This window comes from Leisingera sp. F5, assembly GCF_001593695.1.
On the sequence record NZ_LUKH01000023.1, the window covers coordinates 31,331 to 56,891 of the forward strand.

Consider the following 25,561-nt stretch of genomic DNA (forward strand, 5'->3'; position numbering starts at 1 on the left):
ATTTGACATTAAGATAGCGGGCAGGGCAGAAAAGGGCTGAGACCATGAATATCAACTGGATCATCAACATGGTGCTGCGCCGGCTGGTGGGCCGCGCTGTCAACGCCGGTGTGAATGCCGGCATCAACGCGGTTGCCAAACGCAGCAAACGGCAAGGTCACAGTCACGGACAAGGCCTGGATCAGGGCACCCCGCCTCCGCTGCAGCAGGCCGGGCGCTCGCGTATTCCCTCGGTCAAGCCGGGGCGCCGTCAGGGCTGACCCCCTTGCGCTTGAGGCCCAAGGCCTCCAGCACCGCGCAGGCCGATAGCAGTGCGGAGACAGCTAAGCAGCCCGCCAACCCCCAGCCTGCATAGGCCGCGGCACCTGCAAAGGGGGCCGCAAAGACGCACAGGTAGGTCACGGTGCTGAACAGCCCCATAATGGCGCCGCGCTGCTGCGGGTCCAGAAGGGTTACCCGTGCCACCACCAGGTTCAGCGCCAGATGCTGGCAGATCCCCCATAGTACCGCGAGGCCCAGCAGCAGCAGGTAGCTGTCCGCCCAGACCATCATCAGCAGATAGCTGGCAGTGACGCCCAGAAACACCGGCGGCGTTGCCCGCACCAGCCCCAACCGGTCCAGCAGCGGATCCAGCAGCACCGCCAGGCCAAATCCGATGCCATAAAACAGCGGCAGCAGGCCGGCCTGGGTGGTGCTGTGGCCCAGAACCTGGGTGATATGGGCGCCAGTGAAGAAATAGCTGCTGTAAAACCCGAGCATCAGCAGCGCCGTCGCCAGGAGACCCCGTTTGATCCCGGGTACCCGCAGGGCCGTCAGCGGCGAGGATGCCTGACCGCTGGGGCTGCCTGCCGCACGCAAGGAGGCCGACGCGATCCACAGCAGCAGTGCCACGCCTGACAGAGCACCATAGACCGCGCGCCAGCCCGCCAGATCGGTGGCCCAGGCGCTGACGCTGACGCCCAGCACCATCGACACCGTCCAGCCCGCCAGCACATAGCCCAGTACCCGCGCCTCGCGCCCCTTGGGGGCAATCACCATTGCCAGCGTGTAGATCGAGGGCAGGGCAGCGCCTGCGGCCAGCCCGCAGACCGCCTGTGCTGCCATCAGCATCCAAACATCCGGTGCTGCGGCACTGGCGGCCAGTCCCGCAGCCAGCAGCAAGAGCGCCGCGCGCAGCAGTCGCCCGGCGCCGATGCGGTCTGCCAAAGGCGCCAGCAGCAGGGCTGCGGCGGCCACCCCCAGCCCATAGGCGCTGGCGGCGCGCATCACCTCAGCCGTGCTGGCATTCAGGGTGTCACTGACGGCAGTGACCACCGGCGACAGCAGCAAGGAGTTTGCACCAATCACGCCAATCGCGCTCATCAGGATCAGAATCGGGGTTCGCATGGGTTTACCTTGAAGTATGTTCAGGTAGATTTGCTAAGTGCTGAATTTGGTTCTGTGAAGGGCGGGCGGATATGGCGGCAGAAAAAACAGATGGGGTTCGGAAAAGCACCGGGCCGGGCCGGGTTCTGGATGCTTTGGACCGAAGAATATTAGGCGCGCTGAGCGTCGATGCAACGCTGTCATATGCCGCCATCGGCCAGGAGGTCGGCTTGTCGGCGCCTGCGGTGCATGAGCGGGTCAAGCGGCTGCGGGCCTCTGGCGCCATCGAGGCCACAATAGCGCGGCTGGATGGTGCCGCTGTGGGCAAGCCGCTGCTGGCCTTTATCCATGTGGACACCGAAGGCTGGGGCGTGACCACCGACCTGCTGGCGCTGCAAGAAATGCCGGAGCTGGAGGAGGTGCACAGTTCCGCCGGGGACACCATCTGATTCTCAAGGTGCGGGTGGCATCGCCCAAGGCGCTGGAAGGCCTGCTGGCGCGGATCTATGAGGTCGGCTGCGTGCGTGCCACCCGGACCTACACAGTCCTGTCAACGCATCTGGACCGGCCGGTGCAGGCCGGTGCGACCGAAGAACTGGCAAAAGGCGGGCCGGTAAAGTAATTGACCTGCCGCCTGGCGGCACGCCGGGCAATGCCTGTCCGCTCCCGCGCGCGTGATTAGCCCTTTGCGTTTCTATGCAGGTGTCTTGAAGTGCTTGGACAGCTTCAGGCCCTGTCCCTGGTAGTTGGAGGCAATGCCGGCGCCGTAAAGCTGCTCGGGCACCTCCGCCATCTTCTCATAGACCAGGCGTCCCACCACCTGGCCGTGCTCCAGCACGAATGGCGCCTCGTGGCAGCGTACCTCCAGCACCCCGCGCGAGCCGGTGCCGCCAGCGGCGTCATGGCCGAAACCGGGATCGAAGAAGCCCGCGTAATGCACCCGGAATTCACCGACCATAGCCAGATATGGCGCCATTTCAGCGGCAAAGGCGGGCGGGATATGCACCGCCTCGCGGCTGACCAGAATGTAGAAGGCGCCAGGGTCCAGAATGATGCGGCCGTCCTTGGTGCGCACTTCCTCCCAGTATTCCTGCGGGTCGTATTCGCCGATCCGGTCCAGGTCGATCACGCCGGTATGCGGCTTGGCACGGTAGCCGACCAGATCGGTGCCGGGCAGTTTCAGGTCAACCGAGAAACCCAGGCCATCCTCGATCACCGCGTCGCCGTCGACCAGCGGGGAGCCTGCGTGCAGCATCTTCAGCTCGGCATCGCTGAGCACCGCCTGGCCGGTGCGGAAACGGATCTGGTTGAGCCGCATGCCCGGACGCACCAGCACCGAAAACGACCGCGGGCAGATCTCGGCATAAAGCGGGCCAGTATAGCCGGGTTTGATGCGGTCGAATTCCTCGCCGCCGTCGGTGATGGTGCGCGTCAGAAGATCCAGCCGCCCGGTGGAGCTTTTGGCGTTGGCAACTGCCGAGATATCGCCGGGCAGCGCCAGGCTTTCCATCAGCGGCACCACATAGACACAGCCTTTTTCCAGCACCGCACCGCCGTCCAGGGAGATCCGGTGCATCTCGAATTCACTCAGCCGGTCGGAGACGCTGCGGCCCTGACCGGCCAGAAAGGAGGCGCGCACCCTATAGGCCACGTTGCCCAAACGCAGATCGAGGCTGGCTGGCTGCACCTGGCCTTCGACCAGCGGGGTGCTGACGGCGATCTCGCCGCGATTCAGCATCTTTTCAATGGTTTGGCTGGGCAAAACGCCTGTCATTCTCTGTCCCTCCGCGTGTCGGCTTTGCGGCGATGCTGGCCGAATTGGCCCGGCTGCGCAATCGCCAAAGCCCTGCACAGGATACGAAAACGCCCGGGTGCGCGAACACCCGGGCGTTTTTCATATGGTCGGGCTAGCAGGACTCGAACCTGCGACCTTCCGTCCCCCAGACGGACGCGCTACCAGGCTGCGCCATAGCCCGTTGAGGAGCCTTCTAACCGTTTTGGCGGCAGGGGCAAGAGGGGGCGGCAATATTTTTTGTGCCGCGGCAAAGAAAGTCAGCAGGGCAAAGCAGTTGCAGCACAGGCCAGCTGCGGCAGCCGTTTCCCTGCGCAGGAAAAAGGGCCGGACTTCGCGCCGGAGCCCGGGTCCCGGTTCAGTGCCTGCTTGCTATAAAGGCCCGCAGTTCTTCCGCGCAGGCGGCAATTTCACCCAATGCGTGCGGCGGCAGGCTGCGGATGGCGGCGAGATGCGCCAGAACACCCGGCTGCGGCACCGGAGGCTGGGCGGGCGGCTGGATTGGCGCACCGGGCGCAGTGGTTTCCGTTGCAACGTCTTGCGGTGCCGGCGTTTCGGTTGCTGCCGGGCTGTCCTGGGCCACTTCGGCCGCAGGGTCGAAGCCGGAGGAAAACTCCAGGGCATCCACTTGCCGGGCAGCCTCGTCCAGATCATGCGGCGGGAAAGAAGCCGCTGGGTCTGCTTTTGAAACAGGGTCCGGGCCGGCTTCGGGTGCGGCGGCGGCCTCGGACGGGGCCATGCTGAAGTCCAGCGGCTCTTCCGGCTGCAGACCTGCGGCAGCCACCAGGGTGTCTTCGGCCGGGTCCGGATCCGGCACAGTATCCAAAGCAGGATCAATTGCGGCAGGAGCGGCCCGGTCCGCCGCCGGGCCGTCTTCTGCGAAAGCTTCCGGTTCTTTTGCAGGTTCCACAGTCTGGCTGTGCCCGGTGTCTGCCGCAGGGGCCGTCTCTGCTGCAGGCGCGGTATCGGCAATCGGCTCGGGCCCGGCTTCGAAAGCTTGCTCTGCAGCCGATTCTGCGGCGTCTTCTGGCTCTGCAGCGAGAATGGGCGCAGCGGCATCAAGAAAGGCCTGTTCTTCCGCTGCGGCGGGTTCATCCAGTGGCGCAGCGGATGAATCAGAGGCGGGGCCGGCAGCTGGCGCCGACGCAGTTTCCGGGTCTTCCGGGGCTGCTGACGGTTCCGAAGCGGGTTCCGGGTCTGCAGTCGCAGAATCGGTTTCCCAAACAAATTCCTGCGGTTCTTCGATCGCCGCCGCGGGCGGCAGATCCGGCACAGCGGCAGGGATGTCTGCAGTGGCAGGCTGCGCCTCATCGGTATCTGGCGCCGGCGTGCCAGGTTCATGGCTGGCCGGATCAAACGCCGCGGCTTCGCTTGCTGGCGGTACCGCCTCTTGTGCTGCAGGCGGCTGGTCCAGTGGCAGGTCCGGAGCCTGGGGCAAGTCCGGGGCCTCGGCAGCAGTCTGATCCTCGGCCGGAGCGGGCGTTGTCAGGGGGGCGGTCTCCGCACCGGTTTGCGGCGGTTCCGGGGCCGCAGGAATTTCGGCAAGGCCGTCCATCGCTGGCGCGGCTGGTTCCGCGTCTGAGGCGGTGGCGGAAATCTCAGTTGCGGCTGAAGGCGCAGAATCTTCGGCTGCGGGCACATCGGCGGAGAGGTCTTGCGCGGGGGGCACCGGGGCCGAAGATTCTGCGGTCGGCTGAGCCTGGGGGATTTCCTCCCGGGACTCCTCAGCCAAGGCATCCTCAGCGGCGGGCAGATCCAGGGACTCGGCCGCTTCAGGCGCATCGGACCCGGACAGAGGTGCAGGGGCCTCGGGCGCGGGGGGCTCCGGGGCATCGGGCGCAGGGGCACTGGCCGGGGCCAGGTCTGCAGCGGGCTCTGCCGCGGCGGCATCCCCAAGACCGGAGACGGGCTGCTCTGCGCCGGCCTTTGCGCCAGTGTCAGCGTCGGGCGGCGCCAGGTCCATCTGGAATTGCGGTTTAGCGGTGGAAACGGGGACGGAATCCGGGCCGCTGTCCGGCTGCGCGTCGGCTGCATCAGCTGTCGACACGGGCGGGAAGCCGACCACATTGCTGCCTTCAGCAGGATCCTGCGCGGCTGCATCGTGGCTCAGCTCCAGCGAGCTTTGCCAATCATCACCAACTTTATCGGCCGGCGGCACGGTTTCCGGGCGCTCTTCGGCGGAGCCGTCAAGCGAATGGGAAAAGCCGGACACATGCGCCGCGCCATGCTCGCGCAGCAGCGCCTGCACCTCTTTGATCGGCAGCCCGTCGTCATGCAGCAGTTTCTTGATGCCGCCCAAAAGCAGCATATCCGCAGGCCGGTAATAGCGCCGCCCGCCGGCGCGCTTGACGGGTTTGACCTGGGTGAACTTGCTCTCCCAGAAGCGCAGGACATGGGCCTGCACGCCCAGCCACTCCGCAACTTCGCTAATGGTGCGGAACGCGTCCGGTGATTTCGACATGGCCTATTGGTCCCGTTATTTACGGTTGCCGTCTGCCACGCGGTCTTTCATCAGGTGGGAGGGCCGGAAGGTCAGCACGCGGCGCGGCTGAATCGGCACTTCTTCGCCGGTTTTCGGGTTGCGCCCGACCCTGGCTGATTTGTCCCGCACGCTGAATGTGCCGAACGAGGAAATCTTCACCTGTTCACCGCGCACCAGGGCATCCGACATGTATTGCAGCATGCTTTCCACCAGCTGCGCGCTTTCATTGCGCGACAGGCCAACTTCCCGGAAAACTGCTTCACTCAAATCCATTCGTGTAAGTGTTTTTTCGCCCATACCAATCCCCGTTGTTTGCCAAAGCATAGGGCGCGGGGAATTTCCCTGTCAATATCAATGAATTGCGCGGGGTGTTTCGGGCGGAAATTAAGATTGCGGGGTTACCAGCGCACCACAACAGCACCCCAGGCGAGGCCGCCGCCGATGGCTTCGGTCACGATCAGATCGCCTTCCTTGATCTGGCCGCGCTCTTTGCCGACAGACAGGGCGAGCGGAATGGAGGCGGCTGAGGTGTTGCCGTGATCCTGCACGGTTACCACCACGTTGTCCATGCTGAGGCCCATTTTCTTGGCGGTGCCCTGGATGATGCGGATATTGGCCTGATGGGGCACAATCCAGTCCACATCCGAGGCCGCAAGCCCGGCCTTGTCCAGCGCTGTGTTCGCGGTAGAGGCGAGTTTTTCCACCGCGTGGCGGAAAACCTGGTTGCCCTGCATGCGCAGATGGCCGGTCGACTGGGTGGAGACCCCGCCGTCCACATACAAGAGATCCTTGTACCGACCGTCCGAATTAAGGTCGGTCGACAGAATCCCGCGGTCCTTGTTGGTGCCGGCCAGATCCTGGCCTTCCAGCAGCAATGCACCTGCGCCATCGCCGAACAGCACACAGGTGCCGCGGTCGGTCCAGTCCATGATCCGGCTGAAGGTCTCCGCCCCGATCACCAGCACCCGCTCTGCCTGGCCTGAGGCAATCAGCGCATTGGCGTTGCTCAGCGCATAGACAAAGCCGGCGCAGACCGCCTGCACGTCAAAGGCAAAGCCTTTTGTCATGCCCAGTTTGGACTGCACCATTGTGGCAGCAGAGGGAAAGGTCAGGTCGGCGGTCGAGGTTGCCACGATGATGGCGTCCACATCATCCGCCGTCAGCCCTGCATCCGCCAAAGCGCGTGTTGCTGCTTTGGCGGCCATATCCGATGTGGTTTCCCCTTCGGCGGCGAAATGGCGGCGTTCGATGCCAGACCGGCTGCGGATCCACTCGTCCGTGGTTTCCAGCGTGGCTTCGAATTCCGCGTTTTCAACCACCCGTTCGGGGAGATAGTGTCCTGTGCCAACAACTACCGCGCGTCGCGTCATTCGATTGCCTGCCTATTTTAATCTTTTTCGGTGGCCGCCCGCGTCTCGCGGGGGGCAGTATCATCTTGGGTATGCGCACCGGCAGATGCAACCCGCGCAGCCAGTTTTTCGGCGAATCCATGCTGTGCCAGGCGGTATGCCAGTTTGACTGCGGCAGAAACCCCCATGGCATCGGCGCCGCCGTGGGATTTGACCACGGTGCCGTTGAGCCCCAGGAACACGCCGCCGTTGACCCGCCGCGGGTCCATCCGTTTTGACAGCCGTTTCAACGAGGTAATCGCCAAAACAGCGGCAATCTTGGACAAAAACGAGTATTCAAACGCTTCCCGCAGCGCGGTACGCATCACCCGTGCGGTGCCTTCGCCGGTCTTGATCGCCACATTGCCGGTAAAGCCGTCGGTGACAATCACATCAGCGGTGTTGCCGGGGATATCGCTGCCTTCGACAAAGCCCACAAACTCATAGCTCGATTGCGCTGCATTGTCCGCAATCAGCGCATGGGCCTCCTTCAGCACGGCGCTGCCTTTGTGCTCTTCGGTGCCCACGTTCAGCAAGCCCACCCGCGGGCAGGCAATGTCCATGGAATTGCGCACGTAGGAGGTGCCCATCAGCGCGTATTGCAGCAGATCCTCGGCGTCGGCCTTCACGTCGGCGCCGACATCCAGCATCACGTTGAAGCCTTGCGGGTTCAGCGAGGGCCACAGGATGGCAATGGCGGGGCGGTTGACGCCCGGCAGCTTGCGCAGGCGCAGCATCGACAGCGCCATCAGCGCGCCGGTGTTGCCGCAGGAGACAGCCCCCGCCGCCTCGCCGTTCTTGACCGCATCCAGGGCCGACCACATCGAGGTGCCCTTGCCGTTGCGCATCACCTGGGAGGGCTTGTCCTCCATGGTGACAACGTCGCGGGTGTCGCGGATCTCAACGCGGCCCTTAAGGGTGCGCTTTTTGGCAACCAGCGGTTTCAGCTGTTCGGCGGGTCCGTGCAGGATGAACCCGATATCCGGGTTCTTTGCTGCCGACATGGCAATGCCGGCCACCACAACAGCGGGGCCGGCGTCTCCGCCCATGGCGTCAACGGAAATGGTGATGCGGCCGGCTTTTGCCTGATTTTGATCGGGTTTACCCGTCATGCGAAAGCCTGCCTGGCATCAGATCCTGTCCGTGGCTTATGCCGCGTCTTCGTCGATCTCGATCTCGTCAGCCGCTGCGACGATTTCTTTGTCGTCGTAATGGCCGCAGGAGGGGCATACGTGGTGCGGGCGCTTCAGCTCGCCGCAGTTGCCGCATTCGTTCGGGTTTGCAGCAACCAGTGCATCGTGCGCGCGGCGGTTGTTGCGGCGCGATTTGGATACTTTATTCTGTTGGACGGCCATGTCTCAACCTTTGTCTGTTTGGGCCTTGGGGCAGTCCCCGCGGCGCGATTGCGTTCTGTTCGATCAGTCTGACGTGCGTTTAGGCGCCTGCCTAAGCATTGTCCAACCAAAAATTCCGATGAGCGCGCGAAAATACTGCGAATCTCCGGCGGCGCAAGGTGTTTTTTAGGGCAGCACCGCCGCTGGTTCCAGATGCAATTTCCGCAAGCGCGGAAATTCCGGCTACTCTTCGTCTTTCAGCAGCCCGCGCAGCGCGCCAAGACCGGCAAAGGGGCGGGCGTCCTCGTCACGCATCGGTGCGGTGCCGGGTTTGGTATAAACCGCCTCGCCCAGTTCGGCACCATCCTTGCGCGGGTAGACGGGGATATGCAGCGCCAGCGCCTCGGCCATCACGGCACCCGGATCAATGTGGCTGCCAAGCGCCTCGGTGCTGTCATCCTCGGGCATTTCCGCCTCGTCTTCTTGCGGGATCTCCATGCGGGAGAGGTACGTAATGCTGACTTTTTCCTCAATCCGTGTGGTCACCGGCTCCAGCGTCACCACGCAGTCCTGCACCACAGTGGCGCCCAAAGACCCGGTCAGCTGCCAATCGCGCTTGCCGCGCGCCCTGATCTCGCCGGCAAAGCGGGTTTTGCGCAGGGCGTTCACGCCCAGCTCGGCTGCCAATGCGGCGAGATCTGCCTTGTCCGGAACGATTTCAAAGGCGGTCGGGGCGTTTTGCGGCAGATCTGCCACGCGCAGTGCGGTGCTCTCAGACATAATCGGGGACTTTCGTTTCTTGAACCGGAAGCGGTCATTAGGTAATCGGGTTCAAAGACGTATTCAAGCCGCGCATTGCGGCATAAGGCCGGGGGGCAGTCATGGTTGCTAAGGCATTTCATTTCAAGTCGGTTCTGCGCGGGGCGGTTTTTGCCGCGGCAGGGCTGGCACTGGCGGCCTGTTCGTCGGTTTACCGCAAGCACGGGTATGTGCCGTCACCGGACCAGTTGGCCGAAGTGGTTCCGGGGATCGACACACGGGATTCGGTGGCCGAAAGCGTCGGCATCCCGTCTTCAACCGGCGTGCTGAACGACAGCGGCTATTACTACGTGGCGACCCGGTTCCGCCACTACGGCGCCGCAGCCCCGAAACCGGTGGCACGCGATCTGGTCGCGATCAGCTTTGACACCGCCGGGGTGGTGCAGGGGATTGAACGGTTCAGCCTGGAAGACGGCAAGGTGGTGCCGCTGGAACGCCGGGTGACCAGCTCCAGCGTGCAGGACAACACGTTCCTGCGCCAGCTCTTGGGCAGCCTGGGCAACTTCGGCCCCGATCAGTTCCTGCAGGACCAATAAGGCTGAGGGCTGCCGGTCCAGCGGGCTTCACCGGGCTGTCACAGCGCTTATGTTAAGGGCTGAGCCGGAGAAGGGGGAGGCCGCGATGGCAGCGGAGGCGGGCGTGCTTTTGCACAAGGGATGTTACCGCGCCCGACTGGCGGCGGGGCCGGCGGATGTAGCAGCGGCGCAGGCGCTTCGCACAACGTGCTTTCGCACCGGCGGCACCGATTGCGACGCTTATGATGCGGCCTGCGTGCATGTGCTTGTGGAGGAGGCGCAGACCGGTTTTCTGGTCTGCTGTTTCCGGCTGCTGATGCTGAGGGACGGCGCGGAGCTGGGCCGCAGCTATTCGGCGCAGTTTTATGATCTGCCGGGGTTGCAGGGGTTCCAGGGCCGGATGGCGGAGCTGGGCCGGTTCTGCATCCACCCCGATTGGCACGACCCGGATATCCTGCGCGTTGCCTGGGGGGCGGTAACTGTTGTTGTCGATGCAAACGCTGTTCAGATGCTGTTTGGCTGCACGTCTTTTGCCGGCACCGCCACGGCAGAATACCTTGACGCTTTTGCATTGCTCAAACACCGGCATCTGGCGCCGCCTTGCTGGCGCCCGCAGGTGAAGGCGCCGGAGGTGTTCCGCTTTGCTGCGCGGCTGCGGAGAAAGCCGGATGCGAAAAAGGCGCTGCTGGCGATGCCGCCTTTGCTGCGCAGTTATCTGCTGATGGGCGGCTGGGTCAGCGATCATGCGGTGGCCGATGCCCGTATGAACACGCTGCATGTGTTCACCGGGCTGGAGATCGGGGCCATTCCTGCTGCCCGCAAGCGGTTGCTCAGGGCGGTTGCCGGGTGAATTTGAGTATTTTTGAAAAGATGAAGAAGCAGCGTTGACGCGATTCTGCCGCCGGGGTAGCTGGCTGGCATGGCACGTATTCCTCTTTTGCAGATGTCCGGCATTTCCCTCACGTTTGGGGGCGATCCGGTTTTTTCCGATCTCGATCTGGTGGTCCAGCCCGGCGACCGCGTTGCCCTGGTGGGCCGCAACGGGTCGGGAAAATCCACCCTGATGAAGGTGATGGCAGGGATTGTTGAAGCGGATAAGGGCTCCATCGTGGTGCCGCCGGGCAAATCGGTTGGCTATATGGAGCAGGATCCGCAGATGACGGGTTTTGCGACTTTGGGCGATTTTGCCGCCAGCGCGCTGGACCCCGGCGAGATGTACAAAGTGGAACGCGCGGGTGAAGGGTTGAAATTCGACCCGGCGCGGCCCGTTGAAACCGCATCCGGCGGTGAACGGCGCCGTGCCGCGCTGGCCAAACTGATGGCCGAGGCGCCGGATCTGATGCTGCTGGACGAGCCGACCAACCACTTGGATATCGAGGCGATCACCTGGCTCGAGAACGAGCTGAAGGCCACCCGCGCGGGTTTTGTGCTGATCTCGCACGACCGGGCGTTCTTGCGGGCGCTGACAAAGGCGACGCTGTGGGTGGACCGCGGCGCGGTGCGGCGCCAGGAAAAGGGGTTTGAACATTTCGAGGCCTGGCGCGACAAGCTGTGGGACGAGGAAGACCAGCAGCGCCACAAGCTGAACCGGTTGATCAAATCCGAAAGCCGCTGGGCGGTGGAGGGTATTTCCGCGCGCCGCAAGCGCAACATGGGCCGGGTGCGGGCGCTGCAGGATCTGAAATCCGAACGTTCGAGCCAGATCAAGCGCCAGGGGGCGGCTGAAATGGCGCTGGATGCGGGGCCGAAATCGGGCCGCAAGGTGATCGAGGCCGAGGGCCTTGGCAAGGCGTTTGGCGGCAAAGAGATCGTCAGGGATTTCTCGCTGAAGGTGCAGCGCGGCGACCGGGTGGCTTTTGTCGGCCCCAATGGGGCAGGCAAGACCACGCTGCTGAAGATGCTGCTGGGCATGGAAGACCCGGATGCGGGGTCTGTGCAGTTGGGCACCAACCTGGAACTGGCGCTGTTTGATCAGACCCGGGATCAGCTGGATGGCAATGCGACCCTGTGGGAGAATCTGACCGCGGACCCGCTGCTGGGAATTTCCGGCAAGGCGGACCAGGTGATGGTGCGCGGCCAGCCGAAACATGTGGTGGGCTATCTGAAGGAATTCCTGTTCGACGAACGCCAGGCGCGCGCTCCTGTACGGTCGCTGTCAGGCGGCGAGAAGGCGCGGCTCCTGCTGGCGCGGCTGATGGCGCGGTCTTCGAACCTGCTGGTTTTGGACGAGCCGACCAACGATCTGGACGTGGAGACGCTGGACCTGCTGCAGGAGCTGTTGGACAATTACGACGGCACTGTGCTGCTGGTCAGCCACGACCGGGACTTTCTGGACCGGGTGGCGACGACGACGATTGCGATGGAGGGCGACGGCAAGGCCACCGCCTATGCCGGCGGCTGGAGCGACTACTTGGCGCAGCGCGGGCCGCTGGAGGCGGCTGACCGGCCTGAGAAGGTGAAGTCTTCAAAGCCAAAGCCCAAGCAGGAAAGCCAGTCCAAGGACGGCCTCAGCTTCAAGGAAAAGCACCGGCTGGAGGCGCTGCCGGGCGAAATTGAGCGGCTGGAAGCGGAGATTGCCAAGCTGCAGGGGCTGATGGCGGATCCGCAGCTGTTCACCCGCGAGCCGGTCAAGTTCAAGAAGGCGACCGAGGCGCTGGTGGAACGGCAGGAGAAGCTGGCGGCGGCCGAGGAGGAATGGCTGCTGCTGGAGGAAAAGGCCGGGGGCTGAGGCGGCTTTGCCGGTTAGGACAGTAAGGCTGACCAAATGTTTCGCGCGCGAAACATTTGGTCAAAGGTTCTGCCGTAAAACTGTGGAATTGATCAGGAAATGTAAAGTGCGGGTAAAGGCGGCGGGCGCTGCCTCGACCCTCTGATTACTTGCGCTGAGGACGCGCAGGATTGCCGGTTACGGTTTCACCCGCGGCGACATCTTTGGTCACAACCGCGCCCGCTCCTGCGATGGCGCCATCGCCGATAGTGACACCCGGCAGAATGATCGCGCCGCCGCCGATCCAGACATCGGTGCCCAGAGTGACGGGGCGGGCGATCTCCAGCCCCTGGGCGCGCAACGCCTTGTCCATGTGGTGCTGGGCGCAGTAGATCTGCACATTCGGCCCCAGCATGGTGCCGTCGCCGATGGTAACGGGCGCTGTGTCCAGAATGGTGCAGCCGGCGTTCAAATAGACGTTGTGGCCGAGGGTGATGTTGATGCCATAGGCGCAATGAAACGGCGCTTCGATCAGGCAGTTTGCGCCGTGACCGGCAAAAAGTTTTGCCAGGGCCGGGCTGAGCTGGGCGCTGGGATCAGGCAGGGCGGTGTTGTGCTGATGCACCGCGACGCGGGCCTGGTGCTGCAACATCCCCAGTTCGCTGTCCCGGCAACAGTACCATTCGCCAGCCCGCATTTTCTGCCGTTCGGTTTTGCTCATCGGGGCCTCCTGGCGGGGAGTGGACTGCGGTTGCTCCGGCTTGTCAATTGCCGGGTTGCTCCCGCGCCCGCAGGTGCCTTGGCTGAGAAGCGCTCAAGGGGCAGGTTTGCCCCTTGAGGCGCGTATTCGAGTGTGTGATCTGCTGAGGCCGCCTCAAGGGTAAACGGCGCAAGCACCGCTGCTGCGCAGCCCTTGACCCGGCCTCAGCGGAAGGCGCGTCAGCGCATGCGCAAGGCGCCGTCGATGCGGATGACTTCGCCGTTGAGGTAGCCCATCTCGACGATGAAGCCGGCCAGGCGGCCGTATTCGCGCGGATCGCCCAGGCGGGCGGGGTTGGGCACGTCTGCCGCCAACTGCTGCTGCACCTCTTCCGGCAGGCCGGCCAGCATCGGCGTCATGAAGATGCCGGGCGCAATGGTCATCACCCGGATGCCCAAGGACGCGAGATCCCGTGCCATTGGCAGGCACATGCCGGCCACGCCGCCCTTGGAGGCAGCATAGGCGGCCTGGCCTTTCTGGCCGTCGAAAGCGGCAATGGAGGCGGTGTTGATGATCACCCCGCGGGCGTTGTCCGTGTCCGGAGCGTTCTTGGCGATTTCGACGGCGGCCAGGCGGGCGACGTTGAAAGTGCCGACCAGGTTGATGTCGATGGTGCGCTTGTAGGCATCGAGCGGGTGTGCGCCCTCCTTGCCCACTGTTTTGGCGCCAATGGCGATGCCGGCGCAGTTTACGCAAGCCGTGATCTTGCCCATCTTTTCTGCCGCATGGGCGATGGCGGCAGAAACCGACTCTTCGCTGGTCACGTCGGTCTGGGCGAAATGCCCGCCGATTTCCTGCGCGATCGAGGCGCCGCGGTCGGCGTCGCGGTCCAGGATGGTGACTTGGGCGCCTTGTTCGGCAAAGTAGCGGGCGGTGGCCTCACCCAGGCCCGAGGCGGCGCCGGTAACAACGGCAGCGGTGTCTGCAAGTTTCATGAGCGGGGCTCCTCCCGATTATCTGAACATTTGTTCATATAATGGAGGCGGCCTGCATCTGTCCAGCGGGACGGGACGTCGCGGGGCGGTCAGGCGCCCATCTGCTGCCGGTCCAGCAGCGCCAGGGGGCGTAAAAGACGGCCCAAAGGCGGCCAAAGGCCCCAGGTTCCACCCAGGCGGTGCGCCTTGGCGCCGGTGCCGAGTTTGAATCGGGCAAGCCCAGGGGCGCCCCCGGTATCGATTAAGCCAAGGTCGAGGCGGCAGATGCCCTTGGCGGCAAGCCAGCATGCGGCCTCCCACAGCAGAAGGGGATGGGCGCTGAGCTGTTTGCCGCGCGCAGTGGTATGGGCGATGTGGTAGGTAGCGCTGGTGCCGTGGGTCAGGATCAGGATGGCGGCAACGGGGTCTTTGCCCTCAAACGCTTGGAACAGTTTGGCCTGGCCCTTGTTCTCGCGCGCATAGGCAAGCGTGAGGGAGAGGGGCCAGCTGCGGTAGCCGCGGGCGGTTTGCTGTTTGGCGTCGGCTGCAAACAGCCAGTTACGCGGGTCGTGCGGCAGGTTCTGGCGGGTGAGGCGCAGGCCTTGGGATACGCCATGGTTCAGGCGGTTGCGCCATTTTTGATGCAGGGCTGCGCGGCGTTGGCCGGGATCGCCGCTGAGGTCCCAGAGGACGGCATGAGCAGGGGTGGCCAGAGGCACCGCGCCGAGGCGGGAAAGCTGCGGCGCGGGGGCTTCCGGCGACAGGATCAGCGGGGTGCGGCCCAGACCGCGCCTGCGCAAGGCTGCCATCAGCGGGGCGGGGATGCTCAGATCCGCCCGGTTCACCATCGCCAGGCGCAGCCCGCCGGGCAGGCGGCGGTGAAGAACAAGCAGATTCTGTGCGTCCTCCAGCATCAGCGGATCCTGCCCGCAGGCCATCAGCGCGCGGGCAAACTCCGGCGATTGCTGGAGGGCGCGGGGCTCGGGGCGGGCGGTTGCCGCTGCGGGCAAATCGGGATCGGGGGTGCTGTCGAACATGAGGCCATTAACGCGCTGGAAACCTAAATCATGGTTAACTTTCCGCATGAAGCAAACAAAACAGATCATGGGGCAGGCGGCCGCTGCCCCGCGGATGACCAAGGCCGCGGCGCTGCTGATTGCCATCGGGCTGTCGGTGCCGGTGTTTCTGGTGCTGACGCTGGTCGAGGTGTTTCTGCTCTGACGCAGCCGGGAGCGCTCCCGCGCCCGCGGGTGCATTGGCTGCGCCAATTGAACCTTGGCGGTCTTGGGCCGGGCGCCGCTTTGCGGCGCGCTGCTGCGCAGCGGGAAGATTGCTGAGAGGCGCTTAAGGGCAGGTTTGCCCTCAAGGCGCCTGTTTGAGTTTACCCTGGCCATCCCCGCCTCAAGGATAAACCGTGCTGCGCACGGCGGCTGCGCCGTCCTTGACCCGGCGCTGGCCTGTTTTGGCGTGTGCCTTGAAGGATGCGCGACCGCGCCGCGCGGCTGCGCGGCGCTATGCCCGACGATGAAGGCCCATCTGTGATGGGGCGGGAATGGGCGGGAGGGCTTGCTGCAATAAAAAAAGGGAGCGCGCCGGCTCCCCTTTATCATGCCATTTCCGGCCTGTTCAGCCGTCCAGCCGGACCAGGGCGTGGCGCTTCTTGCCTGCGCTCAGCTTGATTGGTGAAGAGAGCGCGCCTGCGTCGATCATCAGGCCCGCATCCGTCAGCGGCTGGTCGTCGATCTTGGCGCCGTTCTCGGAAATCAGGCGCTTGGCGTCCTTGCCGGATTTGGCGAGACCGGATTTCACGATCAGCTGCACAATGGAAATGCCGTCGCCCAGGTCCTCTGAGGACAGCGAAAGGGTGGGGAGGTCATCGCCGACGCCGCCTTTCTCAAACACTTCGCGGGCGGTCGCTTCCGCGGCTGCTGCCGCTTCGACGCCGTGGCAAAGTGTGGTGACCTCATTGGCCAGGATTACCTTGGCGGCGTTGACCTCGGACCCTGCCAGCGCGCCGAGGCGCTCGCATTCGTCAACCGGCAGCTCAGTGTAGAGCTTCAGGAACCGGCCCACGTCAGCATCCGTTGTGTTGCGCCAGAACTGCCAGAACTCGTAAGGGGAGCGCATTTCGGGGTTGAGCCAGACGGCTCCATCGGCTGATTTGCCCATCTTTTTGCCGTCCGAGGTGGTCAGCAGCGGTGAGGTGAGGCCATAGACCTCGTGGTCGATCACCCGGCGGGTGAGGTCGATGCCGTTGACGATATTGCCCCACTGGTCCGAACCGCCCATCTGCAGGATGCAGCCGTAGCGGTTGTTCAGTTCCATGAAGTCATAGGCCTGCAGGATCATGTAGTTGAATTCCAGGAACGACAGCGACTGCTCGCGGTCGAGGCGCGATTTCACGCTCTCGAACGCCAGCATCCGGTTCACCGAGAAATGCCGCCCGATGTCGCGCAGGAACTCCAGGTAGTTGAGCCCGTCCAGCCATTCGGCGTTGTTCAGCATCAGCGCCTTGTTCGGCGCGTCGCTGTCGTAGTCGATGTAGGCGGAGAACACCTTCTTGATACCGGCGATATTGTCGTCAATCTGCGCCTCGGTCAGCAGCGGGCGCTCGTCGGCGCGAAAAGAGGGGTCGCCTACCTTGGTGGTGCCGCCGCCCATCAGGGTAATGGGCTGATGGCCGGTTTTCTGGAACCAGCGCAGCATCATGATCTGGATGAGCGAGCCGACGTGCAGCGATTTCGCTGTTGCGTCAAAGCCGATATAGGCCGGGCGCACACCTTGCAGCAGAGCCTCGTCCAGGCCCTGATAATCGGTGCAGTCCGCGAGGAACCCGCGTTCCATCATGACTGCGACGAAATCCGATTTCGGTGTGTAGGTCATAACATGCCTCGGTCTATGATTTTGCACCATGCCCTATAAATCGCATTGGCGCCGGTTGGAACCTGTTTTCCCGGCAAAATATGCGCTGTAGTATTGTTGGCAACGGGCGGGACGGTCCGGATCCTTGGAAGGGGCAGGGCCATGAGCAAAGCCATAGCAAAAACGGGTGCGGTCAGAGCACTGGGCGCGATGAGCGGCACCTCGCTGGACGGGGTGGATGCGGCGGTGGTGGTGAGCGACGGCGCGCGCATTCACGAATTTGGCGAGAGCAGCTACCGCGAGTATTCGGCGGAGGAACGCAGCATACTGCGCGCCGGCCTGGGCAAATGGACCGGGGTGGAGGCGGACGCCGCGGCAGAGGTCTGCGACGCGGCCCATGCGGCGGCGCTGGCGGAGTTCGGGGATGTGGAGATCATCGGTTTTCACGGTCAGACCCTGGCCCATGCGCCGCGCCTGCAGGGAACCTTGCAGGTGGGCGACGGGGCGGCCCTGGCCGAACGCTTGGGCACGCCAGTGGTCTGGGACTTCCGTTCTGACGACGTGTCGATGGGCGGCGAGGGCGCGCCGCTGGCGCCGTTCTTTCACTTTGCCTGTGCAAAATACATCGGCGCCGAAAGGCCGCAGTGCTTTCTGAACCTCGGCGGGGTCGGCAACCTCACCTATGTGGACCCGCGGTTTGAGCGGCCTGAGGAGCCCGGCGCGCTGCTGGCCTTCGACACTGGCCCGGCCAATGCGCCGGTCAATGATCTGGTGCAGGAGCGGCTGGGCATCCCTTGGGATGCGGATGGCAAGGTGGCGCGCTCCGGCACTGTGGAAACCGGTGCGCTGGAGCTGTTTCTGGCCGAGCCATACTTTGCAAGAATGCCGCCTAAATCACTGGACCGGAATGATTTTGCCGAGATGGTAGGGCTGGTGAAGGAGCTGAGCGATTCCGACGCTGCAGCGACTTTGATCGCCATGTGCGCTGCCAGCGTGGCGCAAGGGATGGAGCATTGCCCTGAGCCGCCTGAGGCGGTGCTGGTCACCGGCGGCGGGCGGCATAACCCGGTGCTGATGGAGATGCTGCGGGTGTCGCTCGATTGTGCGGTGAAGCCGGTTGAGGACGCAGGCCTGGATGGTGACATGCTGGAGGCGCAGGCCTTTGCCCATCTGGCGGTGCGGGTTGCGCGCGGGATGGCGACATCGGCGCCCGGCACCACCGGCGTGCGGGCTTGCGTCGGTGGCGGGGTGGTGAGCGTGCCGGGGGCGTGAGATGGGGACTTGGGGGACAAGAAACTTGGAAGTTTCTTGTCAAATTTCTTCGAAGAAATTTGTGCCGCCTTTGGCGGGCGGTCAGCGGGAGATCTGCCGGAGATAATCTGCAGAGAACTCCCGATACCCATCCGAAGTCGACTTCAGATGCGCCTGCGTGATCTCATGGAACGCGGGCAGCTGGTAGAAAGGCACATTCGGAAAGGAATGATGTTCCGCGTGATAGGGCATGTTCCAGGCCAGAAAACGCAGCAGACGGTTGGTGAAGGTGGTGCGGGAGTTTTCCAGCATGTTGGCAACTGGCGGACAGAGCCCGTGTTCTGCCAAGAGATAGGCGCGCAGGAACGGCTGGCCGATCAGCAGCGGCACAAGCCACAGCCACAAAACCAGCGGTGACGCCAGCAGGCTCAGCAGCGCGGCTGTATAGACCGCCAGCAGCACCCGCGCCTCCAGCCGCATGTGCGCGTGGCGGCGTTCCGGCAGGTACGGCGCATCAATGGTGCCAAAGGCGTTGCGCCATAGGGTTCCCGCCATGCCGCGCCAATAGCCCCAGCCGCTGAGGTATTTGAGCCATTGCGGAACGGTCTCCGGGCGTGGCCCTTGTTCCAGCTCGGGGTCGCGTTCGGGGTCGTTGGTGAACTTGTGATGCGCCAGGTGATAGTAGCGGAACCAGACAAAAGGCAGCGCCATGGCCAGGGCGCAGAAATGGCCTGCGGCCTCGTTCAGCCACTTGCTGCGGAACGGGGTCTGGTGGGTGCATTCGTGGCTGAGGGTAAACAGGAAAACCAACAGCACCCCCTGCGGCAGCATCAAGACCGGCCAGAAGGGCACTTGCAGTGCAATGCCCGTGGTGCAGACAGCCAATGCGGCAAGGTACAGCGCAAGGTGCTGCAGCCCCGCAGCATCGGAACGGGTGGTCAGAGACGCTTTGGTCTCCGGCGGCAGCGACTTGATAAGGGCGGTGTGATCCATATGCGCAGACATATGGACAGTCTTGTCCAGTCTTGTGATTCGCCGCAAGAGGCGGGGTCAACCACGCGGGATGTCAAAGCCAGGCGCAGCGAGTTTGAATCCTTCGAACTGGAAACCGGGCGAGACGGTGCAGCTCACCAGTGTGTAGTCCCCGGTTGTGCGGGCAGCCTGCCAGTGACCTTTGGGCACGATCTGCTGCGGCGCGCCTTTGGTCAGATCAGGGGTCAGCATGTGGTCTTGTGCCGGGCCTTCCCCTGTCTCCGCCATCGACAGCACCAGCGGCGCACCGGCGTGGAAAAGCCAGATTTCAGTTGCATCGACCTGGTGCCAATGGCTGTCTTCTCCGCTCTTTAAAAGGAAGTAAATACAGGTGCCTGCGGGCCGCCCTTCATTCTCCGCCCGCCAGGTTTCCCGGTACCAGCCGCCCTCCGGGTGCTGCTGCAGGCGCAAGTGCTGGATGATCCGATCGGCGGTCATTGCGGCAAACTCCCTGTGGTGCTTGGCCTCTTTGGCGCTGGTAAATCTGTATCCGGCGCATATGTTTGGGCCATGACACTCACGATCCCCTTTGACAATACATATGCTGCCCTGCCGGGGCAGTTCTACTCCAAACTGGTGCCGCAACCGGTGAAGGCGCCCAGGCTGATTGCCTTCAACGAGGATCTGGCCCGGGTGATGGGCATAAGCCCGGGCGAGGCGGCGGAGATGGCAGAGGTCTTTGGCGGCAACCTGGTGCCGGAGGGGGCTGATCCGCTGGCGCAGATCTACGCCGGGCACCAGTTCGGAACCTATAATCCGCAGCTTGGCGACGGGAGGGCGATCCTGCTGGGGGAGACTGTCGGGACGGACGGCAAACGGCGCGACATCCAGCTGAAGGGCTCGGGCCGCACGCCGTACTCCCGCGGCGGCGATGGCCGTGCATGGCTGGGGCCGGTGCTGCGCGAATATGTGGTCAGCGAGGCGATGCATGCGCTTGGCGTCCCCACCACCCGCGCATTGGCGGCGGTGGAAACCGGCGAGACCGTCTGGCGCGAAGGGGCCCTGCCCGGTGCGGTGCTGACGCGGGTGGCCTCCAGCCATCTGCGGGTGGGGACGTTTCAGATCTTCGCGGCACGCGGCGACAAACACAGCCTGCGGCAGCTGACGGGCTACGCGATTGCCCGCCATTACCCGGAAGCGGATGGTGCCATGGGGCTGCTGCGTGCGGTGCGTGATGCCCAGGCGGAATTGATTGCGGCCTGGATGGGCGTGGGATTTATCCATGGGGTTATGAACACTGACAATTCCGCAATCTCGGGCGAGACAATCGACTATGGGCCTTGCGCCTTCATGGATGTCTACCATCCGCATACGGTGTTTTCCTCGATCGACCGCGGGCGGCGCTATGCCTATGCCAACCAGCCTTCGATTGCAGTGTGGAATCTGGCACAGCTGGCCACCGCGCTGATCCAGCAGCTGGACGACCCGCAGGTGGCGGTTGAGGAAGCCACGGAGATTGTCCATGCGATGCCGCAGTTGACCGAAGACGCCTGGCTGACCCGCTTCCGTGCCAAGCTGGGGATCACTACGACGCAGGAAAATGACCTGGAACTGGTCACTGGCCTGTTGGAGCGGATGGCGGAAAACCAGAGCGATTTCACCAACAGTTTCAGGGCGCTGTCTGAGGGCACGGCACGGGATCAGTTCACCGATCCGGCGGCTTTTGATACTTGGGCCGAAGGCTGGCAGGCGCGGCTGGCGGATGAGCCGGATCCGCAGGCCGTGATGAGGGCTGCCAACCCGGCCTTCATCCCGCGCAATCACCGGATCGAGGAGATGATCGCAGGCGCTGTGGCAGGTGACTTTGGGCTGTTCCACCGGTTGAAGACGGTGCTGGCCAGCCCATATGCGGACCAGCCGGAACACACGGATCTGCAACGCCCGCCCGCACCGGAAGAGGTGGTGCAGGCGACCTTCTGCGGGACCTGATCCGCTTCTTTCTGGTTTCAAATACCTCCGGGGGTGAATTGAGCCGAAGGCTCAAGAGGGGGCGGGCAGCCCCCCCCGGCCACGCCTGCGGCGGGATGACAGTTGTGTTTCAGATGTGTCCTGCGCCAAACTCAGGACAGGCCTGGAGAGACCGGATGCTCAATCGACCGCCGCAGGACACGCTGCGGGTTGCCACCTATAATATCCAGAAATGCATCGGTCTGGACCTGCGCCGCCGGCCTGAACGCACATTGCAGGTATTGGCAGGGCTGGGCGCGGATATCGTGGTGCTGCAGGAGGCCGACAAGCGCCTGCCGCCACGGCCCGCAGCGCTGCCGCATTTCCTTGTTGAGGAAACCGGATGGCTGGCGGCGGATCTGGGCGGGGCAGGGTCGCTTGGCTGGCATGGCAATGCGGTACTTTTCAAAGACGGGGTGGAGCTTCTGGACAAGGGACATATCCCGCTGCCCGGGCTGGAGCCGCGCGGCGCGGTTTGGGTGCTGCTTGAAACGGCGCTGGGTCCGGTGCGGGTGATCGGGGCTCATCTTGGGCTGACCGGGCGGGCGCGGCGTGAACAGATGCATGCCCTGGCCCGTGCAGCAAAACGCGAGGACAGTGCGGTGGTGCTGGCGGGGGATTTCAATGAGTGGTCGCGGGGGGCTGTGCTGCAGCATATCGCTCCGGGGCTGACATTTCTGCCGCCCAAGGCGAGTTTTCCTGCGCTGCGGCCTTTGGGAGCGCTGGACCGGATTGCGCATTGCCGGCGATTGAAGGCGGTGGCGCATGGGGTGCATGGGGCGCGGCCGGCGCATATCGCGTCGGACCATTTGCCGGTCTGGGCGGATTTGCGGGCCGTGTGATGCTGCCGCGTGGGCGTGGCTCCCGCGCCTTACCGGATGAATTGCTTTGGGCAATTCCCCGTCAGGCTTGGGCCGGGCGCTGCTGCGCAGCGCGGGGGGGCTCCGCCCGTTCGAAACGGAAACTGTCTCCCGGCCAGTTTCCAGGACGTTACTCACAGCTGAGAGGCGCTTAAGGGCGGGCTGCCCTTAAGCGCCGGTTTGCGTGTTTACTGGGCTGTTCCGCACCAAGGGTGAACAGCGATGACGCCGTCCTTGGCCCAGGCCAGCACGGGCAGGATTAGCGCGCGCGCTGTTTCTGCCCGCCGTGCTGGCCGCCGCCGGGGGTCCCGCCGCCGGCGCTTGCACCCTGGGGTTTGCCCTTGCCGCCACCGCCGCCGCGGCGGCGCTGGCCGCCGGGTTTGCCGCCGCCGAAACCGCCGCCGCCGCCGCGGCGTCCGCCGGGACGGCCGCCGGGTTTGCCAGCAGCTGCGGGATCCGGCAGCGCCTCCCAGGCGCGGCCCGAAGCGACGGGGATGGTGGTTTTCATCACCTTTTGGATCGCCTTCAGCTCTTCCATTTCATCGGGTGAGCAGAACGCGATGGCGGCGCCGTCCTTGCCCGCGCGCGCGGTGCGGCCGATGCGGTGCACATAGGCGTCCGGCACATTAGGCAGTTCGTAGTTGTAGACGTGTTTCACATCCGGGATATCCAACCCGCGGGCCGCCACATCGGTGGCGACCAGAACCTTGATGTCGCCCGACTTGAAAGCGGCAAGGGCGCGTTCGCGCTGGCCCTGGGATTTGTTGCCGTGAATGGCAGCAGCGGCAAAGCCTGCTTTGTCCAGCACCTTCATCAGCTTTTCCATACCGTGTTTGGTGCGGCCGAAGACCAGCGCGCGCTCGTCCTTGTGGTCTGCCAGCAGCTCTTTCAGCAGGCTCAGCTTTTCCGCCTTGGCGATGAAATGCACCGATTGGGTGACCTTGTCGGCGGCCTTGCCCGGAGGCGAGACTTCGATCCGGACCGGGCTTTGCAGATAGGAGTTGGCGATCTCGTTCATCTGCTTGGGCATGGTGGCCGAGAACAGCATGGTCTGGCGCTCGGCCGGCAGCAGGGCTGCGATCTTGCGCAAGGTGTGGATGAAGCCCAGGTCCAGCATCTGGTCGGCTTCGTCCAGCACCAGGAAGTCGCAGGAACCGAGATCCAGCGCGCCGCGGTCCAGAATGTCGATCAGCCGGCCCGGAGTGGCGACCAGAATGTCGGTGCCTTTGGCGATGCGGGAGATTTGCGGGTTGATGGAAACGCCGCCGACCACCAGGCCGACCTTCATCGGGGTGTTTTCGGTCAGGCCCTTGAGGGTTGCGGCGATCTGGTTGGCCAGTTCGCGGGTCGGCGCCAGCACCAGACCGCGCACGGTATTGGCGGCGGGCTTGCGGCCGTATTGCATCATCTGCGCGATCAGCGGAACGCCGAAGGCTGCGGTTTTGCCGGTGCCGGTCTGCGCCAAGCCTAGCACATCCTGGCCATTCAGCGCATGCGGAATGGCACGGGCCTGGATCGGGGTGGGGTCGTTGAGGCCCAGGTCCTGGAGACGGGCGAGGAGCTTTTCGGGAAGCCCCATGGTCGAAAATTCAGTCACGTATCGTCCTTTCACAGCCCTGCGTCAGCACGGGCCGGATCCGCTGCGAACAGCGGTTTCTTGCGGGGCAGGGACCTCGGGCGCGCGCTGGCCGGATGCCAGGCCGCTGGCCTCTGCAATCCCCACGCGTGATTTTGGGAATGGCGGCATATCACTTGACCCCGGATAGTCTGGTACGCACATGCGGTGCGGCCGGTCTTGGTCTCTGCTCACGCGGCAGGGAGGGATGCCTGGGCGTCAAATGGCTGTGGATATGGCGGTTGTCAACCATTGATGCCGGCGAAAAGCCTGTTTTCGACGCAGATTGCATCCGCTAAAGAGGAAGACCAGAAAACCGCGAGGACCATCGATGCCAAAGCCGATTATCGCCCGTTGCGAAGCCAAGGGGCTGCGTATGACCGGCCAGCGCCGGGTGATTGCCCAGGTGCTGCAGGACAGCGGTGATCACCCGGATGTCGAAGAGCTGTATGCCCGCGCCAGCGCGAGGGATGCGGCGATCTCCATCGCCACCGTCTACCGCACGGTGAAACTGTTCGAGGAGGCAGGCATACTGGAACGGCTGGAGTTCGGCGACGGGCGCGCACGGTACGAGGATGCTGAACGGGATCACCACGACCATCTGATCGACATGAACACCGGTGAGGTGATCGAGTTTTGCGACCCGGAGATCGAGGAACTGCAGGAGCGGATTGCACGCAAGCTGGGTTATGAGCTGCGCGGGCATAAGCTGGAGCTGTACGGGGTGCCGCGCAAGGCGGAGTGAGCCGCTGGCTTGCGGCAGGCCGTTTTCTTGGTAAGAAACGGTCCGGAAAACACGTGTTTTCCGGGACGGAATTTTTGCAAAATTCCGGCTGCAGCGGCGGTTGGAGCTGCAGGTCGCATCACGAAAATTGATATTTGAACGCACGCCTTGTCATGAAACAGGGTCGGAAACGGAGTTGCCGGGGCCGGTTTGCTGCTGTTTTACCCGGAGAGCCTGGCGCCGCGCCGGGCTGAGTTATGGGACGCGCGCTTATGAACAACCTGCACGGCATTCTGCTGGTCATTGCCTCGATGGCTTTTTTCACCCTTGAAGACATGTTCATCAAGCGCCTGTCGGGCACCTTGCCGGTGGGGCAGATCCTGATTTTCCTGGGCCTGGGCAGCGGGTTTGTCTTTGCGGTCATGGCCAAGATGCAAGGGCACAGGTTGCTGGCGGCGCGTGCCTGGCGGAAGAAGCCGGTGATGCGGGCTGCTATGGAAGCGGTGTCGGCGATGGGGTTTGCCTCGGCTTTGGCGCTGGTGGATATCTCGACTGTGGCCGCGGTGTTTCAGGCAACGCCCTTGGTGATCACCATGGGCGCGGCGCTGTTTCTGAAAGAGGATGTTGGCTGGCGCCGCTGGCTGGCGATCTGCCTGGGCTTTGCCGGGGTGCTGCTGATCATCCGGCCCGGGCTGGACGGGTTTGAACCGGCGGCACTGCTGGTTGTGGTGGCAGTGCTGGGGGTTGCGGCGCGCGATCTGATGACCCGCACAATGGATGCCGGAGTGCCCTCTACCGTGCTGAGTTTTCAAGCGTTCATGGCGGTGATCCCGGCGGGCGTTTTGCTGCTGATCTTCACGCCGGGCGATGCGCAGGTGCTGGCGGGCGGCGAATGGGTGATGATGGCTGGCGGCGTGCTGTTCGGGGTGCTGGGCTACTACGGGATCGTGACGGCAATGCGGGTTGGCGATGCCTCGGCGGTGACGCCGTTTCGCTATACCCGGCTGCTGTTTTCGATCTTTGCAGGCGTTATCGTCTTCGGCGAACGCCCCGATACTCTGACCCTTGCGGGCTCTGGGCTGATCATTGCGTCCGGGCTTTATACCTTTGTGCGCGAGCAGCGGCTGGCCCGGCGGGCGCGGCGCGCGGCGGCTGCTGCGGCCTGAGGTCTTAGGCCGCAGGCGCTGCGCGCAA

Annotated in this window: 27 protein-coding genes and 1 tRNA gene; 12 read left to right on the forward strand and 16 right to left on the reverse strand. The window is 64.0% G+C overall.

Annotation, left to right across the window (positions count from 1 at the left end):
• Positions 1-44 precede the first annotated feature (44 nt).
• Entirely contained in the window at positions 45-260 is a 216-nt protein-coding gene (locus A2I95_RS16175; RefSeq protein ID WP_291731006.1) for a hypothetical protein, read from the forward strand.
• On the opposite strand, the gene A2I95_RS16180 is transcribed toward A2I95_RS16175, so the two are convergent.
• Positions 235-1,386, reverse strand: a complete 1,152-nt coding sequence (locus tag A2I95_RS16180) for an MFS transporter (RefSeq protein ID WP_291731008.1) — start codon at positions 1,384-1,386, stop codon at positions 235-237. The genes A2I95_RS16175 and A2I95_RS16180 overlap by 26 nt on opposite strands.
• A gap of 71 nt (positions 1,387-1,457) precedes the next feature.
• Here A2I95_RS16180 and A2I95_RS16185 point away from each other — a divergent pair, with 71 nt between their 5' ends.
• Positions 1,458-1,814, forward strand: a complete 357-nt coding sequence (locus tag A2I95_RS16185; RefSeq protein ID WP_291731010.1) for an Lrp/AsnC family transcriptional regulator — start codon at positions 1,458-1,460, stop codon at positions 1,812-1,814.
• 8 nt (positions 1,815-1,822) lie between these two features.
• A complete protein-coding gene (locus tag A2I95_RS16190; protein WP_291731012.1) occupies positions 1,823-1,987 on the forward strand; it encodes a hypothetical protein in 165 nt (54 codons plus the stop codon).
• Between the two features lie 72 nt (positions 1,988-2,059).
• Here A2I95_RS16190 and A2I95_RS16195 read toward each other — a convergent pair whose 3' ends face one another.
• From A2I95_RS16195 to A2I95_RS16230, 8 genes are all read right to left on the reverse strand, one after another.
• Entirely contained in the window at positions 2,060-3,139 is a 1,080-nt protein-coding gene (locus A2I95_RS16195; RefSeq protein WP_291731014.1) for a 2'-deoxycytidine 5'-triphosphate deaminase, read from the reverse strand.
• A gap of 125 nt (positions 3,140-3,264) precedes the next feature.
• Positions 3,265-3,341, reverse strand: a tRNA-Pro gene (locus tag A2I95_RS16200).
• Between the two features lie 174 nt (positions 3,342-3,515).
• Positions 3,516-5,618: a MerR family transcriptional regulator gene (locus A2I95_RS16205; RefSeq protein WP_291731016.1), complete on the reverse strand. Its 2,103-nt coding sequence runs from the start codon at positions 5,616-5,618 to the stop codon at positions 3,516-3,518.
• A gap of 15 nt (positions 5,619-5,633) precedes the next feature.
• Entirely contained in the window at positions 5,634-5,936 is a 303-nt protein-coding gene (gene ihfA, locus A2I95_RS16210) for an integration host factor subunit alpha (RefSeq protein ID WP_024090431.1), read from the reverse strand.
• Between the two features lie 101 nt (positions 5,937-6,037).
• Positions 6,038-7,009, reverse strand: coding sequence for a beta-ketoacyl-ACP synthase III (locus tag A2I95_RS16215; protein WP_291731021.1), 972 nt, complete (start codon positions 7,007-7,009; stop codon positions 6,038-6,040).
• Between the two features lie 17 nt (positions 7,010-7,026).
• Positions 7,027-8,139, reverse strand: a complete 1,113-nt coding sequence (gene plsX / locus A2I95_RS16220) for a phosphate acyltransferase PlsX (RefSeq protein WP_291731023.1) — start codon at positions 8,137-8,139, stop codon at positions 7,027-7,029.
• 36 nt (positions 8,140-8,175) lie between these two features.
• A complete protein-coding gene (gene rpmF, locus A2I95_RS16225) occupies positions 8,176-8,382 on the reverse strand; it encodes a 50S ribosomal protein L32 (protein WP_008558107.1) in 207 nt (68 codons plus the stop codon).
• Between the two features lie 222 nt (positions 8,383-8,604).
• Complete coding sequence (locus tag A2I95_RS16230; RefSeq protein ID WP_291731039.1) at positions 8,605-9,141, reverse strand: DUF177 domain-containing protein; 537 nt, start codon at positions 9,139-9,141, stop codon at positions 8,605-8,607.
• A gap of 101 nt (positions 9,142-9,242) precedes the next feature.
• On the opposite strand from A2I95_RS16230, the gene A2I95_RS16235 reads away from it, so the two are divergent.
• The 3 genes from A2I95_RS16235 (at position 9,243) to A2I95_RS16245 (ending at position 12,423) form a co-directional block, all read left to right on the forward strand.
• Entirely contained in the window at positions 9,243-9,716 is a 474-nt protein-coding gene (locus tag A2I95_RS16235; protein ID WP_291731042.1) for an outer membrane protein assembly factor BamE, read from the forward strand.
• Positions 9,717-9,801: 85 nt separating this feature from the next.
• On the forward strand, positions 9,802-10,545 hold the full coding sequence (locus tag A2I95_RS16240; protein ID WP_291731044.1) for a GNAT family N-acetyltransferase: 744 nt from the start codon (positions 9,802-9,804) through the stop codon (positions 10,543-10,545).
• A gap of 93 nt (positions 10,546-10,638) precedes the next feature.
• Positions 10,639-12,423 carry an ABC-F family ATP-binding cassette domain-containing protein gene (locus tag A2I95_RS16245; RefSeq protein WP_291731140.1) on the forward strand — a complete coding sequence of 595 codons (1,785 nt, stop codon included), beginning with the start codon at positions 10,639-10,641 and terminating at the stop codon, positions 12,421-12,423.
• A gap of 145 nt (positions 12,424-12,568) precedes the next feature.
• Here the strand turns inward: A2I95_RS16245 and A2I95_RS16250 are convergent, their stop codons facing one another.
• The 3 genes from A2I95_RS16250 to A2I95_RS16260 form a co-directional block, all read right to left on the reverse strand.
• On the reverse strand, positions 12,569-13,123 hold the full coding sequence (locus tag A2I95_RS16250) for a sugar O-acetyltransferase (protein ID WP_291731045.1): 555 nt from the start codon (positions 13,121-13,123) through the stop codon (positions 12,569-12,571).
• A 218-nt stretch (positions 13,124-13,341) separates the two neighbouring features.
• Entirely contained in the window at positions 13,342-14,097 is a 756-nt protein-coding gene (locus tag A2I95_RS16255) for an SDR family NAD(P)-dependent oxidoreductase (protein ID WP_291731047.1), read from the reverse strand.
• Positions 14,098-14,186: 89 nt separating this feature from the next.
• On the reverse strand, positions 14,187-15,113 hold the full coding sequence (locus A2I95_RS16260) for a GNAT family N-acetyltransferase (RefSeq protein WP_291731049.1): 927 nt from the start codon (positions 15,111-15,113) through the stop codon (positions 14,187-14,189).
• 46 nt (positions 15,114-15,159) lie between these two features.
• Here A2I95_RS16260 and A2I95_RS16265 point away from each other — a divergent pair, with 46 nt between their 5' ends.
• Positions 15,160-15,297 carry a hypothetical protein gene (locus A2I95_RS16265; RefSeq protein ID WP_291731051.1) on the forward strand — a complete coding sequence of 46 codons (138 nt, stop codon included), beginning with the start codon at positions 15,160-15,162 and terminating at the stop codon, positions 15,295-15,297.
• Positions 15,298-15,702: 405 nt separating this feature from the next.
• Here A2I95_RS16265 and tyrS read toward each other — a convergent pair whose 3' ends face one another.
• Complete coding sequence (tyrS, locus tag A2I95_RS16270; RefSeq protein ID WP_291731053.1) at positions 15,703-16,959, reverse strand: tyrosine--tRNA ligase; 1,257 nt, start codon at positions 16,957-16,959, stop codon at positions 15,703-15,705.
• 141 nt (positions 16,960-17,100) lie between these two features.
• Between tyrS and A2I95_RS16275 the strand changes: the two genes are divergently transcribed.
• Complete coding sequence (locus A2I95_RS16275) at positions 17,101-18,210, forward strand: anhydro-N-acetylmuramic acid kinase (RefSeq protein ID WP_291731055.1); 1,110 nt, start codon at positions 17,101-17,103, stop codon at positions 18,208-18,210.
• 81 nt (positions 18,211-18,291) lie between these two features.
• Here the strand turns inward: A2I95_RS16275 and A2I95_RS16280 are convergent, their stop codons facing one another.
• Both A2I95_RS16280 and A2I95_RS16285 read right to left on the reverse strand, forming a co-directional pair.
• Positions 18,292-19,194 carry a fatty acid desaturase gene (locus A2I95_RS16280; protein WP_291731057.1) on the reverse strand — a complete coding sequence of 301 codons (903 nt, stop codon included), beginning with the start codon at positions 19,192-19,194 and terminating at the stop codon, positions 18,292-18,294.
• A 45-nt stretch (positions 19,195-19,239) separates the two neighbouring features.
• A complete protein-coding gene (locus tag A2I95_RS16285) occupies positions 19,240-19,659 on the reverse strand; it encodes a cupin domain-containing protein (protein ID WP_291731059.1) in 420 nt (139 codons plus the stop codon).
• Positions 19,660-19,731: 72 nt separating this feature from the next.
• Here A2I95_RS16285 and A2I95_RS16290 point away from each other — a divergent pair, with 72 nt between their 5' ends.
• Complete coding sequence (locus A2I95_RS16290) at positions 19,732-21,150, forward strand: YdiU family protein (protein WP_291731061.1); 1,419 nt, start codon at positions 19,732-19,734, stop codon at positions 21,148-21,150.
• 155 nt (positions 21,151-21,305) lie between these two features.
• A complete protein-coding gene (locus A2I95_RS16295) occupies positions 21,306-22,010 on the forward strand; it encodes an endonuclease/exonuclease/phosphatase family protein (RefSeq protein WP_291731063.1) in 705 nt (234 codons plus the stop codon).
• A gap of 277 nt (positions 22,011-22,287) precedes the next feature.
• Here the strand turns inward: A2I95_RS16295 and A2I95_RS16300 are convergent, their stop codons facing one another.
• Positions 22,288-23,625 carry a DEAD/DEAH box helicase gene (locus A2I95_RS16300; RefSeq protein WP_291731065.1) on the reverse strand — a complete coding sequence of 446 codons (1,338 nt, stop codon included), beginning with the start codon at positions 23,623-23,625 and terminating at the stop codon, positions 22,288-22,290.
• A 349-nt stretch (positions 23,626-23,974) separates the two neighbouring features.
• Between A2I95_RS16300 and A2I95_RS16305 the strand changes: the two genes are divergently transcribed.
• Positions 23,975-24,388, forward strand: coding sequence for a Fur family transcriptional regulator (locus tag A2I95_RS16305; protein ID WP_291731067.1), 414 nt, complete (start codon positions 23,975-23,977; stop codon positions 24,386-24,388).
• Between the two features lie 251 nt (positions 24,389-24,639).
• The gene (locus A2I95_RS16310) at positions 24,640-25,533 is read left to right on the forward strand and encodes a DMT family transporter (RefSeq protein ID WP_291731069.1); all 894 of its coding nucleotides are present in this window, start codon (positions 24,640-24,642) and stop codon (positions 25,531-25,533) included.
• Positions 25,534-25,561: the final 28 nt, after the last annotated feature.